A 16,807-nucleotide genomic window follows, 5' to 3' on the forward strand; every position below is an offset into this window, starting at 1 on the left:
TAGACTGAAGGCGCCCGTTGTTTTGCGGTATTTACCCGCTTTTGCACAGGTAAATTTATAGGATTGTAGCGTAAAAAAAGAGAAATTCGCAGTCTTGCGGAGCACGTATTAGTGCGTATGATAGCGTCACTGGAGTTGTGAGTATCGTTTTCGACATTAACCCCAGGAATCCGCAATGCGTATCGAAGAAGATCTGAAGTTAGGTTTTAAAGACGTTCTTATCCGCCCTAAACGTTCTACCCTTAAGAGCCGCTCAGACGTTGAACTCGAACGTCAATTCACCTTTAAACACTCGGGTCAGTCCTGGTCTGGTGTACCCGTTATTGCCGCCAACATGGATACCGTAGGTACCTTTGCCATGGCGAAAGCGCTGGCGGCGTTCGATATCCTGACCGCAGTGCATAAGCACTACACCCCAGACGAATGGAAAACCTTCGCGGATTCCGTCTCTGAAGATGTGCTCCGGCATGTCATGGTCTCCACCGGCACCTCTGACGCCGATTTTGAAAAGACCAAACAGATCCTGACCGCTATCCCGGCGCTGAACTTTGTCTGCATCGACGTGGCGAATGGCTACTCTGAGCACTTCGTTCAGTTTGTCAGCAAGGCGCGCGAAGCGTGGCCGACCAAAACCATCATCGCGGGCAACGTGGTGACCGGCGAAATGTGTGAGGAGCTGATCCTCGCAGGGGCCGATATTGTGAAGGTCGGTATCGGGCCGGGTTCCGTCTGTACCACCCGCGTAAAAACCGGCGTCGGCTATCCGCAGCTCTCCGCCGTGATCGAGTGTGCTGACGCGGCGCACGGTCTGGGCGGACAGATTATCAGCGACGGCGGCTGCACCACGCCCGGCGACGTGGCGAAAGCCTTCGGCGGCGGCGCGGACTTAGTGATGCTTGGCGGTATGCTGGCGGGTCACGAAGAGAGCGGCGGCACCCTCGTAGAAGAGAATGGCGAGAAGTTTATGCTGTTTTACGGCATGAGCTCTGAGTCCGCCATGAATCGCCACGTAGGCGGCGTTGCGAAATACCGCGCGGCAGAAGGGAAAACCGTGAAGCTGCCGCTGCGCGGTCCGGTGGAAAACACCGCGCTCGATATCCTCGGTGGCCTGCGCTCTGCCTGTACCTATGTCGGCGCTTCCCGCCTGAAGGAGCTGACCAAACGCACCACCTTTATCCGCGTGCAGGAGCAGGAAAACCGCATTTTCAATAGCCTCTAATCTCCCGGCGCTGGCAGGTTACGCCAGCGCTACCCCATGCTGATGGCATCGCCCAGATGAAAAATCGGCAGGTACATCGCAATGACCAGCGTGCCGATAATCAGCCCCGTCACGATCAGCAGTAGTGGCTCCAGAATGGCTGCCAGGCTGTCCGCCTGCTGAAAGGTCTGCTCATGGTGATGGCGCGCCAGGTTGGCCAGCATTAAATCGAGCGAGCCGGAGGCCTCTCCCGTTCGGACAAGCTGAATGCAAAGCGGCGTAAAGACGCTATCGTCCAGCGATGACCAGATCGTCGCACCCTGGGTGATACGTTCCCTCATTTCAGCCAGACGGTCCTGCCAGAAGCGATTTTCCAGCGTCGCCTGCGTGCTTTCCAGCCCCTCTAAAAACGCGATCCCCGCCTGCTGAGTAAGCGAGAGCACGGTAAAGATGTGGCTTAGCTTTTGACCGCGAACCAGTGTTCGAATGACAGGTAACCGTAGCAAGATTTTCTGGTTAAGACGCTGCCAGCCGGGATGGCCACGCAGGCTGTGCATCGCTATCACTGGCAACAGCAGGGCAGCGGTAAGAAGAAGAGCCCACACTTGGATAAAGGCAGCGAAGCGAATCACCCCCCGGGTGAGCAGCGGAAGCGGAGTGTTGAACGTTTTATAGATGGCGGCAAATTCCGGCAGCACCAGCGTTACCATCGCCATTACCACACCCATCGCCAGCGTCAGCACCAGCAGGGGATAACGCAGCGCTTTTTTCACCTTCGCGGTGAGCTGGCGCTGTCTTTTTTGCTGTTCTGCCAGCTGGCGGCAGCAGACCTCCAGCTTTCCGGTCAGCTCGCCCGTTTTTATCATTGCAATGGCGAGAGGCGAAAAAACATCGGGCCATTTTTGTAACGCGGCTGAGAAGGTGCTGCCGTCGTTAAGATCTTCCGCCAGGCTGACAAGCAGGGCACGCCACTGGGGAGCCGGGTGCTGTTCAGTCAGCAATGGCAGGCTTTGCGCCAGCGTGAGCCCGGCGCCCAGCAGCACGGCAAGCTGATAAAAGAGATCGCAGGCGTGCTCAGGCCGCCACCGCTTTTGCAGCCAGCAGCGGGATAGTGAGAGCGGGAAGATCGCTTTTTTCATTAACCGATCGCACGCCGCCTGACGGCTGGCAGCCCAGATCGTTCCGTGCTCTATCACCCCTTCCTGCGTCAGGGCGCGCCAGCGCCAGAGCTGGCTAGCACCCATCAGGCAGCCCCAGCACGCGCAGCAGTTCGTTAAGCGTCGTGTGTCCCAGCTCCACCGCCATGCAGCCATGTTCGAAGAGGGTATTCATGCCCGCCTGCCTGGCGCTTTTTTCTATCGCCTTTACCGGCGCGCCGCAGGCGATCTCTTCGCGTATCGCCTCGTTGATATGCAGCACCTCAAATAGCGCGACGCGACCATAAAAGCCGTGGTAGCAGCGATCGCAGCCGATCGGTTTCCAGCCGGGCAGCTTGCGTGGCCATAGAGCGGCGGGCAGCGCGGGAGAGTGCGCCGTCTGTTCACGACAGTGCGGGCAGAGGCGGCGCACCAGCCGCTGAGAAACGACCAGCGAAAGGGCGGAGGAGAGCATCCAGCGAGGCACGCCCATCTGCTGAAGGCGAATCAGCGTTTCCGCCGTCGAGTTGGTGTGCAGCGTGGAGAGCACAAGGTGGCCGGTCTGCGCCGCGTTGATGGCGATTTCCGCCGTCTCGCCGTCGCGAATTTCGCCCACCATCATGATATCCGGATCCTGTCGAAGCAAAGCGCGCAGCACGCTCTGAAAGGTGAGTCCCGCACGCGGGTTGATCTGCGTCTGATTGAGCCCGGGCAGGGGAATTTCCAGCGGATCTTCGACGCTACAGATATTGACCTCCGGCGCGTTACGGGTCTGCAGCGCGCTGTAAAGCGTTACGGTTTTGCCGCTGCCGGTCGGGCCGGTCACCAGGATTAACCCCTGCGGCTGGCGCAGGGCGCTCTCGAAGAGGGCGAGCTGGGCGGGCGACATGCCGAGCGTGCTGAGCTCCAGCGGCTGTTGCACCTGATGCAGCAGCCGCAGCACGATTTTCTCCCCCCCGCGGCAGGGGAGCGTAGCGATGCGAAATGAAACCGGCGACCCGGCCAGCTCTATGGTGAACTGACCATCCTGCGGGAGACGGCGCTCGGCGATGTCGAGATTGCCGAGCACCTTTAGCCTGGCGGTGAGCGTGGGGGCGAGCGCCGAGGGGAGCGGCGGCTGGGGAGAGAGTACGCCATCAATGCGCAACCGGATCTGCCAGTCAGGCTCTGCCGGCTCGATATGGATGTCGGAGGCGCGGCGGTTGAGCGCCTCCAGCAGCATCTTGTTGAGGATGTCGCTCGCGGATGCCGAGGCCGCCGTGACCGCGGGCAGCGCAGAGGAGACGGCGTGCGGCTGGTGTTTCTCCATCCGCTCCGCGCTCCAGCACTCAATATCGATGCGTTTTTGCGTGGCGAAACGCAGCGCTTCCATCAGGGCGGAAGAGGGCGCGTCGACGACGGCGATGCTGACTTTCCCGGCATCGCAGCCAATCAGATGGGCGTGGTGACGCTGGCAAAGGATGCTGAGTTGTTCGGCGTTCATCTTGCGCACCTCTTATTTGCCGTCAAAGCGAAACACATCTTCGCATGCCTGTTTCAGCGCCCCCTCGCCGCTGATATTGCATGCGCGCGTCCAGCCGGTGACCCCTTCGTTGTCGCTCCAGGTCGGCGTCATGATCACCTCGAGACCGGTAAGACTCTCCTGGCCGGTAAGTCCGACCACCCCTTTCGCGATGCTCATGGCGGAGACATAGCGGGATGTAGTCGCAGAAGGGATACCGTTGCTGCCGCCGTCGCATGGCGTCAGACCACCGCGATCCAGCGCGCACAGTTCGATAGCGGTACGGTAGGGGATGAAAGTTTGCAGCATATCGGTGAGCGCCGCTTTGCGCAGATAGTTCTGGTAAGCGGGTACTCCGATAGCGCTAAGGATGGCGATGATGCCAATCACCACCATCAGTTCGATCAGCGTAAATCCATGTTCTCGGTTCATAGCAGCTCCTTATATGTGTGGCGCTACTGTGGCAGGCGGCAATAAAGGCGGCGAGCGACAAAAACAGGATCGTGGAAGAGGATTCAGGGAATTGTGGCGGGGTTACAGTCACGCACGTTCCGTTTGCGAGGATGATCGCAAACGGAACGTGCTGGCCGCGTTTTTATTTAAAGCGCATGGAGAGATCGAGGGCGCGCACGTGCTTGGTCAGCGCGCCGACGGAGATGTAATCTACGCCGGTTTCGGCAAACTCACGGATGGTATCGAAGGTCACGTTACCGGAGACCTCCAGGCGCGCCTGCCCCTGCGTGCGTTTTACCGCCTCGCGCATCTGCTCTGTTTCGAAGTTATCGAGCATGATGATATCGGCTCCGGCCCTGAGCGCGTCGTCAAGCTCCTGCAGGCTTTCCACTTCGACTTCCACCGGCACGTCCGGATGCAGCCAGAAGGCTTTTTCCACCGCCTGGCGGATGGAGCCGGAAGCGATAATGTGGTTCTCTTTGATCAGAAACGCGTCGGACAGTCCCAGACGATGGTTAGCCCCGCCGCCGCAGAGCACCGCGTATTTCAGCGCCGTGCGCAGGCCCGGCAGCGTTTTGCGGGTATCCAGCAGCTGCGTGCGGGTGCCGTCGAGCAGGTCAACGTAGCGACGGACCTCGCTCGCCACGCCGGAGAGCGTCTGCACAAAGTTAAGCGCGGTGCGTTCCCCGGTGAGCAGCACCCGGGAAGGACCCGCCAGCTCAAACAGCGGCTGGTTGGCTTTGATGCGATCGCCATCGTCCACGTGCCACGTTACCACCACCTCATCCCCTGCAAGCTGGGTAAAGACCTCTTCTACCCAACGCTTGCCGCAGAAAACGCCATCTTCACGGGTAATGACTACCGCGTGGGAGCGCGTCTCCTGGGGCAGAAGTTGGGCGGTAATGTCGTTATCGGCGCTGACGTCGCCGCCCAGGTCTTCGCGCAGCGCATGGGCGACGCTTGCAGGGATATCCAGGTTAATACGTTCCAGAAGCGCTTCACGTCGGTGGTCGGGGTTGTAGCGGCGAGGCGGCATGATAAAACTCCAAATTGATAACGAATCATAAGGTTGAAACATGCTACTCTGAACCGGGTATCAGCACCATATATAAGGAGAACCGGCATGCAGTTAGAGAACGGATGGCTGGTCAATGCGCGACGTGTGCCTTCGCCGCACCATGATTGCCGCCCGGAGGACGAAACGCCCTCGCTGCTGGTGGTTCATAATATCAGCCTGCCGCCCGGAGAATTTGGCGGTCCGTGGATCGATGCATTATTCACCGGGAAAATCGATCCTACCGCGCATCCCTTTTTTGCCGACATCGCGCATTTACGCGTTTCCGCCCATTGTCTGATTCGCCGCGACGGGGAGATCGTTCAGTATGTTCCTTTTGACAGGCGCGCCTGGCATGCGGGCGTTTCATCCTACCGGGGACGCGAGCGGTGCAACGATTTCTCTGTCGGCATTGAACTGGAAGGGACAGATACGCTTCCTTATACCGATGCGCAGTATCAGGCGCTGGTGGCGGTAACGCGTACGCTGATTGAACGTTATCCGTCGATTGCCGACAATATCACCGGCCATAGCGACATCGCGCCGGCGAGAAAAACCGATCCGGGTCCCGCCTTTGGCTGGGCCCGGTTTTGCGCCATGCTTACCGCGTCGTCAGATAAGGAGAGAACATGACGTTGTTTACCATGCTGCTGGTATTAATTTCCGAGCGGCTGTTTAAACTGGGCGAACACTGGCACCTGGACCACCGGGCGGAGTTTTTTTTCCGCCGTATTAAGCGCTTCTCGCTGCTGCGCACGCTGTTGATGACGGCGGGCGTCATGCTGGTGGTATTCCTGCTGCTGCGTGGTGTCTACGGCCTCTTCTTCAACGTGCCACTGCTGATTATCTGGATCCTGCTCGGCGTACTCTGCATCGGGGCGGGTAAAGTTCGGCTGCACTATCACGCCTATCTGAGGGCGGCCTCTCACAATGATTCCCACGCGCACGGCGCGATGGCGGCGGAGCTGACGATGATCCACGGCGTGCCGCCAGACTGCGACGAGCGTGAGTTTCTGCGCGAGTTGCAGAATGCGCTGCTGTGGATTAACTTCCGCTACTATCTGGCTCCGCTGTTCTGGTTTGTGGTGGGTGGCCCGTGGGGGCCGGTGCTGATGATGGGGTATGCCTTCCTCCGCGCCTGGCAGAGCTGGCTGGCGCGCTACCTGACGCCGCATGAGCGCTTGCAGTCCGGCATCGACGCCATTCTGCATATCGTGGACTGGCTACCGGTGCGGCTGGTGGGCGTGGTGTATGCGCTGATCGGTCACGGTGAAAAGGCGCTTCCGGCGTGGTTTGCTTCGCTTGTCGATCGTCATACCTCCCAGTATCAGGTACTGACGCGCCTCGCGCAGTTTTCGCTGGCGCGGGAGCCGCATACCGATAAGGTTGCCACGCCGAAAGCGGCGGTGTCCATGGCCAAGAAAGCGTCGTTTGTGGTGGTGGTTATCGTGGCGCTGCTGACGATTTACGGTACGCTGGTTTAACCCGGCGTACCGCAGATTTTAAAGCGTATCCGCAGGCGGGATGCCGAAATCAGGCATCCCGTTTTCATTCCAGCGAACGGTTTTCAGGCGGGTATGGCGGTTTGGATCGTAGAGCGGATCGCCCTCAATTTCGGTGTAGTTGCGGGCGTGATAGACCAGCACGTCATCCCCCTCCGGGGTTTGCGTAAAGCTGTTATGCCCCGGCCCGTACTGCCGATTTTCATAGCTGGTGGTAAAGACCGGCTGCGGTGATTTATGCCAGTTCGCCGGATTGCGCGGATCGGCGTTCATATCGATCCACAGCAGGCCCATGCAGTAGTTTTCATCCGTGGCGCTGGCGGAGTAGCTTATAAAAAGCTTATCGCCGTGGGTTAATACCGCCGGTCCTTCGTTAACCCAGAATCCGCGGCACTCCCACTCATATTCCGGTTTGCTGAGCATCACCGGCTCGCCCTTGAGCGTCCAGGGATTTTCCATTTCGCACAGATAAAGGTTGGAGTTGCCGGTAATGTCGGGCGCCTTTTGCGCCCACAGATACCAGCGCTTGCCCTGGTGGACAAAGGTGGTGGCATCCAGCGCGAAGGTATCAAAGGGCGTTTTAATCTGCCCTTTTTCCACCCACGTTCCGGTCAGCGGATCGCGGTCGCCGCATTCCAGCGCGAACATTCTGTGCTGGAACATATTTAACTCATCCAGCGCCTGGGTGTGCGTGGCGGCGAAGTAGATGTACCACTTGCCGTCGATAGCGTGCAGCTCTGGCGCCCAGATCAATTTGCTCATCGGGCCGGTATCCGGTTTACGCCAGACCACAATCTCCTCAGCGTTGCGCAGGCCTTCAAGCGAGTCGGCGCGGCGGATCGCCAGCCTGTCATACTCCGGCACGGAGGCGATAAAGTAGTATTGCCCCTCGTGGCGCAGGATATAGGGGTCGGCACGTTGTTCGATAAACGGGTTGGGCCAGTTTTGCATTTGGCTTTCCTTATTTCGTCTCGACGACTTTCAGTTCCTGATAGTCGCTTAGCTCACGGTAGTTGGAGCGACGTTTTTCAAGGTCGCTCTGGATCTGTTTCATCGTTTCGCGGTCTACCTTCAGCAGACGCACCACGCCCGCCGTAATCAGGTAGCCGACGCCCGGGATGATGGTAAAGAGCATCACGATGCCGTTGATGGCCTCTGCGCTTTGTGCTTTTGCGCCTGCGTCATAACCATACCAGGAGAGGAGGAAGCCGACCATCGCACCGGCAATCGCCAGCCCCAGCTTCAGGAAGAAGATGTTGCCGGAGAAGCTGATCCCGGTGATACGTTTACCGGTTTTCCACTCGCCATAGTCATCCACATCCGCCATCAGGGACCAGTGCAGCGGGGAAGGGATCTGGTGGAGGATATTGAGCAGGAAGTAGAGCACGACGATGGTGACGGTCGCTTTTGGATCAAAGAAATAGAAGGCGCAGGAGAAGACCGCCAGCACGATGTTGGTCCAGAAAAAGACCTTCAGCTTGCACCAGCGGTCGGTCAGTACTTTCGCCAGCATGCTGCCGAGCATCATACCCACCACGCCAAGGCTGATAAATAGCGTGGCGAAATGGGTGCTTTGCCCCATAACCCAGGTGACGTAGTACATGGTTGCCGCCATACGGATAAAGCCGGGGCAGACGTTACAGAGCGTCAGCAGCAGAATGCGCACCCACTGGTCGTTCTTCCAGACATCTTTCAGGTCATTTTTCAGATCGTCATGAGTCTGTACCGCCGGGCGCACGCGCTCGCGCACGGTGGCGAAGCAGAACAAGAACATGCAGGTGCCAATCAGCGCCAGCACGGTCATCGCCATCTGATAGCCTTTAGCCTTGTCATCCCCGCCGAACCAGTCGGCCATGGGCAGAAGCGTTAAGGAGAGCAGCAGGGTGGCGATGCCGACCAGCACAAAACGGTAGGACTGGCAGGCGACGCGCTCTTTCGGATCGTTGGTGATGACGCCGCCCAGCGAGCAGTAGGGAATGTTAATGGCGGTGTAGGTGAGTGACAGCAGGAAGTAGGTGACAAAGGCATAGATAACTTTGCTGTTATAAGTCCACTCCGGGGTGGTAAACATCAGAATGCTGAAGATAGCGTAAGGGAACGCGATCCAGAGCAGCCATGGACGAAATCGGCCATATTTGCTGCGAGTCCGGTCGGCAATCGCCCCCATGATTGGGTCGGTTACCGCGTCGATAACACGTACCGACAGTAACAGCACGCCCACCAGCGCGGGTGCCAGACCGAAAATATCGGTATAAAAATAGTTAACAAACAACATAATGGCACCGAAGATGATATTGCATCCTGCGTCGCCCATGCCATAGCCGATCTTTTCTCTCACTGACAGTTTCTGGTTATCCATCGACATTTCTCCGGTTTACGGTATGGAGAGAATTATTCGCTGGCAAACGGTTTAATGCGTAGCAGTATAAAGGCGCTGATATGGATGAAATGGCTATCAAAAGGAATTTGTGAGGGAGGTAACACGCTCTGCGCCTCTTCTTCAGGCGCAGAGCGCGGGGATTAATGCGCTTTCACCGCTTTTGCGTTTTTCTGTTTACACATAAAGCCGATGCCAAGGATCACCAGCCAGACCGGGATCAGGTAGACGGAGATCGCCATGCCCGGCGTCATCAGCATAATCACCAGCACCGCGGCCATAAACAGCAGGCAGAGCCAGTTGCCAAGCGGATAGAGCAGGGCGGGGAAGCGGGTGGTGGCTCCCTGCTGCTGCTTAGCGCGGCGGAATTTGATGTGCGCCAGGCTAATCATCGCCCAGTTAATCACCAGCGCGGAGACCACCAGCGCCATCAGCAGGCCAAAGGCGGATTCCGGCGCCAGGTAGTTAATCAGCACGCACAGGGCGGTCACAACCGCCGAGACGATAATGGTATTTACCGGCACGCCGCGCTTATCGACATTCATCAACGCTTTCGGCGCGTTGCCCTGCTGCGCCAGGCCAAACAGCATACGGCTGTTGCAGTAAACGCAGCTGTTATAGACCGAGAGCGCCGCGGTGAGTACCACCACGTTCAGGGCGTTGGCGACAAAGGTGTCGCCCAGCTCGTGGAAAATCAGCACGAACGGACTGGTGTCGGCGGTGACGCGCGTCCATGGCAGCAGGGAGAGCAGCACCGCCAGCGAGCCCACATAGAAGATGAGGATGCGGTAGATAACCTGGTTAGTCGCTTTCGGGATGCTCTGCTCCGGGTTGTCCGCTTCGGCGGCGGTGATCCCCACCAGTTCCAGCCCGCCGAAGGAGAACATGATAATGGCCATCATCATCACCAGCCCGGTAAAGCCGTTCGGCAGAAAGCCGCCCTGCTCCCAGAGGTTACGCACGGTCGCCTGCGGGCCGCCGTGACCGCTGAACAGCAGCCAGCCGCCGAAGAGGATCATCGCTACAACCGCGATCACTTTGATAATGGCAAACCAGAACTCCATCTCGCCAAACACTTTTACGTTGGTCAGGTTAATGGCGTTGATAATGACAAAGAAGGCGGCGGCAGAGGCCCAGGTCGGGATTTCCGGCCACCAGAACTGGATATATTTGCCGACGGCGGTCAGCTCTGCCATCGCCACCAGCACATACAGCACCCAGTAGTTCCAGCCGGAAGCGAAGCCGGCAAAACTGCCCCAGTATTTATAGGCGAAGTGGCTGAATGAACCGGCGACCGGCTCCTCAACCACCATTTCGCCCAGCTGGCGCATGATCAAAAAGGCGATGAAACCGGCGATAGCGTAGCCGAGGATAATGCCCGGTCCCGTTGACTGAATAACGGATGCGCTGCCCAGAAAGAGTCCTGTACCAATAGCGCCACCCAGAGCGATGAGCTGAATATGGCGGTTTTTAAGGCCGCGCTTGAGCTTATCGCCATGCTGTTGAGCTTCCATCTGAAACCTCGTGTGTGGTTGTTATGTTCACGCTGCGCGTGTGTAATTATGAAAGTCCATTTCCTGTATTAATTTCTTTACGGGTAACTATCCCTAAAAATTGCCGCCTGGCTTCCGTAACGGCAAGAATAGTGATAAAGGGGCGCGAATGCACCTGCTTTATGAAGGGACGATGTCTGGTTGAATAAAAAGAAACCATTTGTAAATCGGCCCGGTTAACTCTTTTTCTCTACCTATAGAATAAAAATGCGCCTTAAGCGGGCGTTTTCTAATTTTTTCGCGCGTTGAATCGGTTCAGATCTCAATTTCATGCGTTTCATGAACGTTAAACCTGCCTCTTTCTGGGTAACTGTTTCATTTGCACAAAGTTACATTCCTGAAACCTAAGTTCTGTAGAGTTGTTAAAAAGTGTTCCCTTTACTGATTTCGGTCAAAACCAATATGGACAGAAGGTGAATACTTTGTTACTTTAGCGATACGAACTTGAAATTGGTAAGACCAATTGACTCCGGGCAAAAAGGCGTAAGACAGGGAATATGGCCTACAGCAAAATTCGCCAACCAAAACTCTCCGATGTGATTGAGCAGCAGCTGGAGTTTTTGATCCTTGAGGGGACTTTGCGCCCCGGTGAAAAACTCCCGCCAGAGCGCGAGCTGGCAAAACAGTTCGACGTCTCTCGCCCCTCTCTGCGCGAGGCCATTCAGCGTCTCGAAGCGAAAGGTTTGCTGCTCCGTCGCCAGGGCGGCGGAACCTTTGTTCAGACCAGCCTGTGGCAGAGCTTTAGCGACCCGCTTGTGGAGCTGCTCTCCGACCACCCAGAATCCCAGTTTGATCTGCTTGAGACCCGTCACGCGCTTGAAGGCATCGCGGCCTATTACGCGGCGCTGCGCAGCACCGATGAAGATCGCGAGCGTATTCGCGAACTGCATCAGGCCATTGAACGGGCACAAGAGTCCGGCGATTTAGACGCCGAGTCCGATGCCGTCCTCCAGTATCAAATCGCCGTCACCGAGGCGGCGCACAACGTAGTTCTGCTCCATCTGCTACGCTGCATGGAGCCGATGCTGGCCCAGAATGTTCGTCAGAATTTTGAATTGTTGTATGCCCGACGGGAGATGCTCCCGCTGGTCAGCAACCATCGCACCCGAGTTTTCGAGGCGATAATGGCCGGGGAGCCGGAGCAGGCGCGCGCTGCGTCGCACCGTCACCTGGCTTTCATTGAGGAAATTTTGCTGGACCGCAGCCGTGAACAGAGTCGTCGAGAACGTTCACTCCGCCGCATACAGCAACGAAAGGATTAAGCGCCGGTTTTTAGAGCGCGGCAACTAAACGCAGAACCTGTCTTATTGTGTTTTCTGGCGAAAATACAATGGGACAGGTTCCAGACAAATCAACGTATTAGATAGATAAGGAATACCCCCATGTCAGAACGTCTCCAAAATGACGTGGATCCGATCGAAACTCGCGACTGGCTACAGGCGATCGAATCGGTTATCCGTGAAGAAGGTGTTGAGCGCGCTCAGTATCTGATTGATCAGCTGCTTTCTGAAGCGCGCAAAGGCGGCGTGAAAGTGGCGGCAGGTACCGGGGCTAGCAACTACGTCAACACGATTGCCGTTGAGGACGAGCCGGAATACCCGGGCAATCTGGATCTGGAACGCCGTATCCGTTCTGCTATCCGCTGGAACGCCATCATGACCGTTCTGCGCGCATCCAAGAAAGATCTGGAACTGGGCGGCCACATGGCTTCCTTCCAGTCTTCCGCGACTATTTACGAAGTGTGCTTTAACCACTTCTTCCGCGCGCGCACCGAGAAAGATGGCGGCGATCTGGTCTACTTCCAGGGTCACATCTCTCCGGGCGTGTACGCGCGTGCTTTCCTGGAAGGCCGTCTGACCGAAGAGCAGATGAACAACTTCCGCCAGGAAGTTCACGGTAACGGTCTGTCCTCTTACCCGCACCCGAAACTGATGCCGGAATTCTGGCAGTTCCCGACCGTCTCCATGGGTCTGGGCCCGATTGGTGCGATCTACCAGGCTAAATTCCTGAAGTATCTGGAACACCGCGGCCTGAAAGATACCTCCCAGCAGACCGTTTACGCCTTCCTGGGCGACGGCGAGATGGATGAGCCGGAATCCAAAGGTGCGATCACCATCGCGACCCGTGAGAAGCTGGACAACCTCTGCTTCATCATCAACTGTAACCTGCAGCGTCTGGATGGCCCGGTCACCGGTAACGGCAAGATCATCAACGAGCTTGAAGGCATCTTCGCCGGCGCTGGCTGGAACGTTATCAAGGTTATGTGGGGTTCCCGTTGGGACGAGCTGCTGCGTAAAGATACCAGCGGCAAGCTGATCCAGCTGATGAACGAAACCGTTGACGGCGACTACCAGACCTTCAAATCCAAAGATGGCGCTTACGTGCGTGAGCACTTCTTCGGTAAATATCCTGAAACCGCAGCACTGGTCGCTGACTGGACTGACGAGCAGATCTGGGCGCTGAACCGTGGCGGCCACGATCCGAAGAAAATCTACGCTGCACTGAAAAAAGCGCAGGAGACCAAAGGCAAAGCGACCGTTATCCTGGCCCACACCATCAAGGGCTACGGTATGGGCGACACCGCCGAAGGGAAAAACATCGCTCACCAGGTGAAGAAAATGAACATGGACGGCGTACGTTATATCCGCGACCGTTTCAATGTGCCTGTCACCGACGAGCAGGTGGAAAAACTCTCCTACATCACCTTCCCGGAAGGGTCTGAAGAGTACAACTACCTGCATGGCCAGCGTCAGAAGCTGAACGGTTACCTGCCGTCTCGCCAGCCGAAGTTCACCGAGAAGCTGGAGCTGCCTGCGCTGGAAGATTTCTCCCAGCTGCTGGAAGAGCAGAGCAAAGAGATCTCCACCACGATCGCTTTCGTGCGTGCCCTGAACGTGATGCTGAAGAACAAGTCGATCAAAGATCGTCTGGTGCCGATCATCGCCGACGAAGCGCGTACCTTCGGTATGGAAGGTCTGTTCCGTCAGATCGGTATCTACAGCCCGAACGGCCAGCAGTACACCCCGCAGGACCGTGAGCAGGTTGCATACTACAAAGAAGACGAGAAAGGCCAGATTCTGCAGGAAGGGATCAACGAGCTGGGCGCAGGCGCATCCTGGCTGGCTGCGGCGACCTCTTACAGCACCAACAACCTGCCGATGATCCCGTTCTACATCTACTACTCCATGTTCGGGTTCCAGCGTATCGGCGACCTGTGCTGGCAGGCGGGCGACCAGCAGGCGCGCGGCTTCCTGATCGGCGGGACTTCCGGTCGTACTACCCTGAACGGCGAAGGTCTGCAGCACGAAGATGGTCACAGCCACATTCAGTCGCTGACCATCCCGAACTGTATCTCTTACGATCCGGCATACGCTTACGAAGTGGCGGTCATCATGCATGACGGTCTGGTACGTATGTACGGCGAAGCGCAAGAGAACGTGTACTACTACATCACCACGCTGAACGAAAACTACCACATGCCGGCGATGCCGCAGGGCGCCGAGGAAGGTATCCGTAAAGGTATCTACAAACTCGAAACCGTTGAAGGCAGCAAAGGTAAAGTTCAGCTGCTGGGCTCCGGCTCTATCCTGCGTCACGTCCGTGAAGCCGCGCAGATCCTGGCGAAAGAGTACGGCGTAGGCTCTGACGTCTACAGCGTGACCTCCTTCACCGAGCTGGCGCGCGACGGTCAGGATTGCGAGCGCTGGAACATGCTGCATCCGATGGAAACGCCGCGCGTACCGTACATCGCTCAGGTGATGAACGACGCACCGGCCGTGGCCTCTACCGACTATATGAAACTGTTTGCTGAGCAGGTTCGTACTTACGTACCGGCTGATGACTACCGCGTGCTGGGTACCGATGGCTTCGGTCGTTCCGACAGCCGTGAAAACCTGCGTCACCACTTCGAAGTGGACGCATCCTACGTAGTGGTAGCGGCTCTGGGCGAACTGGCTAAACGTGGCGAAATCGATAAGAAAGTGGTTGCTGACGCAATCGTCAAATTCAATATCGATGCAGAAAAAGTTAACCCGCGTCTGGCGTAAGAGGTAAAAGAATAATGGCTATCGAAATCAACGTACCGGACATCGGGGCTGATGAAGTTGAAATCACCGAGATCCTGGTCAAAGTGGGCGACAAAGTTGAAGCTGAACAGTCGCTGATCACCGTAGAAGGCGACAAAGCCTCTATGGAAGTGCCGTCTCCTCAGGCTGGTATCGTTAAAGAGATCAAAGTCTCTGTTGGCGATAAAACCGAGACCGGCAAACTGATTATGATTTTCGATTCCGCCGACGGTGCAGCAGCTGCTGCACCGGCGAAGGCAGAAGAGAAGAAAGAGGCGGCGGCTCCGGCTGCAGCCCCTGCTGCTGCGGCGGCAAAAGAGGTTAACGTACCGGATATCGGCGGCGACGAAGTGGAAGTCACCGAAATCATGGTCAAAGTGGGCGACAAGGTGGAAGCCGAGCAGTCCCTGATCACCGTAGAAGGTGACAAAGCCTCTATGGAAGTCCCTGCGCCGTTCGCGGGTACCGTATCCGAGATCAAAATCAGCACCGGCGACAAAGTCTCTACCGGGTCGCTTATCATGATCTTTGAAGTGGCGGGTGCTGCACCTGCTGCTGCGCCTGCACAGGCTGCCGCTCCGGCTCAGGCTGCTGCACCGGCTGCGGCTGGCGGCACGAAAGAGGTCAACGTACCGGATATCGGTGGTGACGAAGTTGAAGTGACCGAAGTGATGGTGAAAGTGGGCGATAAAGTTGCCGCTGAACAGTCACTCATCACCGTGGAAGGCGACAAGGCTTCCATGGAAGTTCCGGCACCGTTCGCTGGTACCGTATCCGAGATCAAAATCAGCACTGGCGACAAAGTCTCTACCGGGTCGCTGATTATGATCTTCGAAGTGGAAGGCGCTGCGCCTGCCGCAGCTCCGGCTGCCGCGGCTGCACCAGCACCGGCTGCTGCACCGGCGGAGAAGGCGAAACCTGCTGCGGCTCCAGCTGCAAAAGCAGAAAAATCTGAGTTTGCTGAAAACGACGCTTACGTCCACGCGACCCCGCTGATTCGCCGCCTGGCGCGCGAGTTTGGCGTTAACCTGGCGAAAGTGAAGGGCACCGGTCGTAAAGGCCGTATCCTGCGCGAAGACGTTCAGGCCTACGTGAAAGACGCGGTGAAACGCGCCGAAGCTGCACCAGCTGCAGCCGCTGGCGGCGGTATCCCTGGCATGCTGCCGTGGCCGAAAGTGGACTTCAGCAAGTTCGGCGAAATTGAAGAAGTGGAACTGGGCCGTATCCAGAAAATCTCGGGTGCTAACCTGAGCCGTAACTGGGTGATGATCCCGCACGTTACCCACTTCGATAAGACCGATATCACCGATCTGGAAGCGTTCCGTAAACAGCAGAACGCCGAAGCTGAGAAGCGTAAGCTGGATGTGAAATTCACCCCGGTGGTCTTCATCATGAAAGCGGTTGCGGCGGCGCTGGAGCAGATGCCACGCTTCAACAGCTCTCTCTCCGAAGATGGCCAGAAGCTGACGCTGAAGAAATACATCAACATCGGTGTTGCGGTGGATACGCCAAATGGTCTGGTTGTTCCGGTCTTTAAAGACGTGAACAAGAAGAGCGTCACTGAGCTCTCCCGTGAACTGACCACCATCTCCAAAAAAGCGCGTGATGGTAAGCTGACTGCCGGCGAAATGCAGGGCGGCTGCTTCACTATCTCCAGCATCGGCGGCCTGGGTACCACCCACTTCGCGCCGATTGTTAACGCGCCGGAAGTGGCGATCCTCGGTGTCTCCAAGTCCGCGATGGAGCCGGTCTGGAACGGTAAAGAGTTCGTGCCGCGTCTGATGATGCCGATCTCTCTCTCCTTCGACCACCGCGTGATCGACGGTGCTGATGGTGCACGTTTCATCACCATCATCAATAACATGCTGAGCGACATTCGCCGCCTGGTGATGTAATCGAAAAGCCGGCCTGACGGCCGGCTTTTTTCTGGTAATCTCATGCATAATATGAGGTTATGAGAGCGAGCGAT

13 protein-coding genes are annotated in these 16,807 nt (G+C 57.1%); 6 read left to right on the forward strand and 7 right to left on the reverse strand.

The features are described from left to right. Positions 1-175 precede the first annotated feature (175 nt). Positions 176-1,219: a GMP reductase gene (locus tag BN3796_RS08835; RefSeq protein ID WP_061707994.1), complete on the forward strand. Its 1,044-nt coding sequence runs from the start codon at positions 176-178 to the stop codon at positions 1,217-1,219. 29 nt (positions 1,220-1,248) lie between these two features. Here the strand turns inward: BN3796_RS08835 and hofC are convergent, their stop codons facing one another. The 4 genes from hofC to nadC form a co-directional block, all read right to left on the reverse strand. Further along, a complete protein-coding gene (hofC, locus tag BN3796_RS08840; RefSeq protein WP_061707995.1) occupies positions 1,249-2,442 on the reverse strand; it encodes a protein transport protein HofC in 1,194 nt (397 codons plus the stop codon). After that, on the reverse strand, positions 2,432-3,817 hold the full coding sequence (gene gspE / locus BN3796_RS08845) for a type II secretion system protein GspE (protein ID WP_061707996.1): 1,386 nt from the start codon (positions 3,815-3,817) through the stop codon (positions 2,432-2,434). The genes hofC and gspE overlap by 11 nt, the downstream gene beginning before the upstream one ends. 12 nt (positions 3,818-3,829) lie before the next feature. Continuing rightward, positions 3,830-4,267 (reverse strand): prepilin peptidase-dependent pilin, encoded by a 438-nt coding sequence (ppdD, locus tag BN3796_RS08850; protein WP_061707997.1) that lies wholly within the window; start codon positions 4,265-4,267, stop codon positions 3,830-3,832. 163 nt (positions 4,268-4,430) lie between these two features. After that, entirely contained in the window at positions 4,431-5,324 is an 894-nt protein-coding gene (gene nadC, locus BN3796_RS08855; protein WP_061707998.1) for a carboxylating nicotinate-nucleotide diphosphorylase, read from the reverse strand. A gap of 87 nt (positions 5,325-5,411) precedes the next feature. Between nadC and ampD the strand changes: the two genes are divergently transcribed. Further along, the gene (gene ampD, locus BN3796_RS08860) at positions 5,412-5,975 is read left to right on the forward strand and encodes a 1,6-anhydro-N-acetylmuramyl-L-alanine amidase AmpD (protein ID WP_061707999.1); all 564 of its coding nucleotides are present in this window, start codon (positions 5,412-5,414) and stop codon (positions 5,973-5,975) included. Beyond that, complete coding sequence (gene ampE, locus BN3796_RS08865; protein ID WP_061708000.1) at positions 5,972-6,826, forward strand: beta-lactamase regulator AmpE; 855 nt, start codon at positions 5,972-5,974, stop codon at positions 6,824-6,826. Before ampD ends, ampE begins: the two co-directional genes overlap by 4 nt. Before the next feature lie 18 nt (positions 6,827-6,844). Here ampE and BN3796_RS08870 read toward each other — a convergent pair whose 3' ends face one another. From BN3796_RS08870 to aroP, 3 genes are all read right to left on the reverse strand, one after another. Continuing rightward, on the reverse strand, positions 6,845-7,795 hold the full coding sequence (locus BN3796_RS08870; protein ID WP_061708001.1) for a glycoside hydrolase family 43 protein: 951 nt from the start codon (positions 7,793-7,795) through the stop codon (positions 6,845-6,847). Between the two features lie 10 nt (positions 7,796-7,805). Next, positions 7,806-9,203, reverse strand: a complete 1,398-nt coding sequence (locus tag BN3796_RS08875; RefSeq protein WP_061708002.1) for a glycoside-pentoside-hexuronide (GPH):cation symporter — start codon at positions 9,201-9,203, stop codon at positions 7,806-7,808. A 161-nt stretch (positions 9,204-9,364) separates the two neighbouring features. Further along, positions 9,365-10,735, reverse strand: a complete 1,371-nt coding sequence (gene aroP, locus BN3796_RS08880; protein ID WP_061708003.1) for an aromatic amino acid transporter AroP — start codon at positions 10,733-10,735, stop codon at positions 9,365-9,367. 536 nt (positions 10,736-11,271) lie between these two features. Here aroP and pdhR point away from each other — a divergent pair. The 3 genes from pdhR (at position 11,272) to aceF (ending at position 16,733) form a co-directional block, all read left to right on the forward strand. After that, a complete protein-coding gene (gene pdhR / locus BN3796_RS08890) occupies positions 11,272-12,036 on the forward strand; it encodes a pyruvate dehydrogenase complex transcriptional repressor PdhR (RefSeq protein ID WP_061708005.1) in 765 nt (254 codons plus the stop codon). 120 nt (positions 12,037-12,156) lie between these two features. Next, on the forward strand, positions 12,157-14,820 hold the full coding sequence (gene aceE, locus BN3796_RS08895; protein ID WP_061708006.1) for a pyruvate dehydrogenase (acetyl-transferring), homodimeric type: 2,664 nt from the start codon (positions 12,157-12,159) through the stop codon (positions 14,818-14,820). 14 nt (positions 14,821-14,834) lie between these two features. Further along, on the forward strand, positions 14,835-16,733 hold the full coding sequence (gene aceF, locus BN3796_RS08900; RefSeq protein ID WP_061708007.1) for a pyruvate dehydrogenase complex dihydrolipoyllysine-residue acetyltransferase: 1,899 nt from the start codon (positions 14,835-14,837) through the stop codon (positions 16,731-16,733). Positions 16,734-16,807: the final 74 nt, after the last annotated feature.

The organism is Pseudenterobacter timonensis (assembly GCF_900021175.1).
Lineage (GTDB): Bacteria > Pseudomonadota > Gammaproteobacteria > Enterobacterales > Enterobacteriaceae > Enterobacter > Enterobacter timonensis.

What these genes read in the sequence shown, in the direction of transcription:
- BN3796_RS08835 (WP_061707994.1), top strand. Translation starts at nt 176, where the DNA reads ATGCGTATCGAAGAAGATCTGAAGTTAGGTTTTAAAGACGTTCTTATC.
- hofC (WP_061707995.1), bottom strand. Translation starts at nt 2,442, where the DNA reads ATGGGTGCTAGCCAGCTCTGGCGCTGGCGCGCCCTGACGCAGGAAGGG.
- gspE (WP_061707996.1), bottom strand. Translation starts at nt 3,817, where the DNA reads ATGAACGCCGAACAACTCAGCATCCTTTGCCAGCGTCACCACGCCCAT.
- ppdD (WP_061707997.1), bottom strand. Translation starts at nt 4,267, where the DNA reads ATGAACCGAGAACATGGATTTACGCTGATCGAACTGATGGTGGTGATT.
- nadC (WP_061707998.1), bottom strand. Translation starts at nt 5,324, where the DNA reads ATGCCGCCTCGCCGCTACAACCCCGACCACCGACGTGAAGCGCTTCTG.
- ampD (WP_061707999.1), top strand. Translation starts at nt 5,412, where the DNA reads ATGCAGTTAGAGAACGGATGGCTGGTCAATGCGCGACGTGTGCCTTCG.
- ampE (WP_061708000.1), top strand. Translation starts at nt 5,972, where the DNA reads ATGACGTTGTTTACCATGCTGCTGGTATTAATTTCCGAGCGGCTGTTT.
- BN3796_RS08870 (WP_061708001.1), bottom strand. Translation starts at nt 7,795, where the DNA reads ATGCAAAACTGGCCCAACCCGTTTATCGAACAACGTGCCGACCCCTAT.
- BN3796_RS08875 (WP_061708002.1), bottom strand. Translation starts at nt 9,203, where the DNA reads ATGGATAACCAGAAACTGTCAGTGAGAGAAAAGATCGGCTATGGCATG.
- aroP (WP_061708003.1), bottom strand. Translation starts at nt 10,735, where the DNA reads ATGGAAGCTCAACAGCATGGCGATAAGCTCAAGCGCGGCCTTAAAAAC.
- pdhR (WP_061708005.1), top strand. Translation starts at nt 11,272, where the DNA reads ATGGCCTACAGCAAAATTCGCCAACCAAAACTCTCCGATGTGATTGAG.
- aceE (WP_061708006.1), top strand. Translation starts at nt 12,157, where the DNA reads ATGTCAGAACGTCTCCAAAATGACGTGGATCCGATCGAAACTCGCGAC.
- aceF (WP_061708007.1), top strand. Translation starts at nt 14,835, where the DNA reads ATGGCTATCGAAATCAACGTACCGGACATCGGGGCTGATGAAGTTGAA.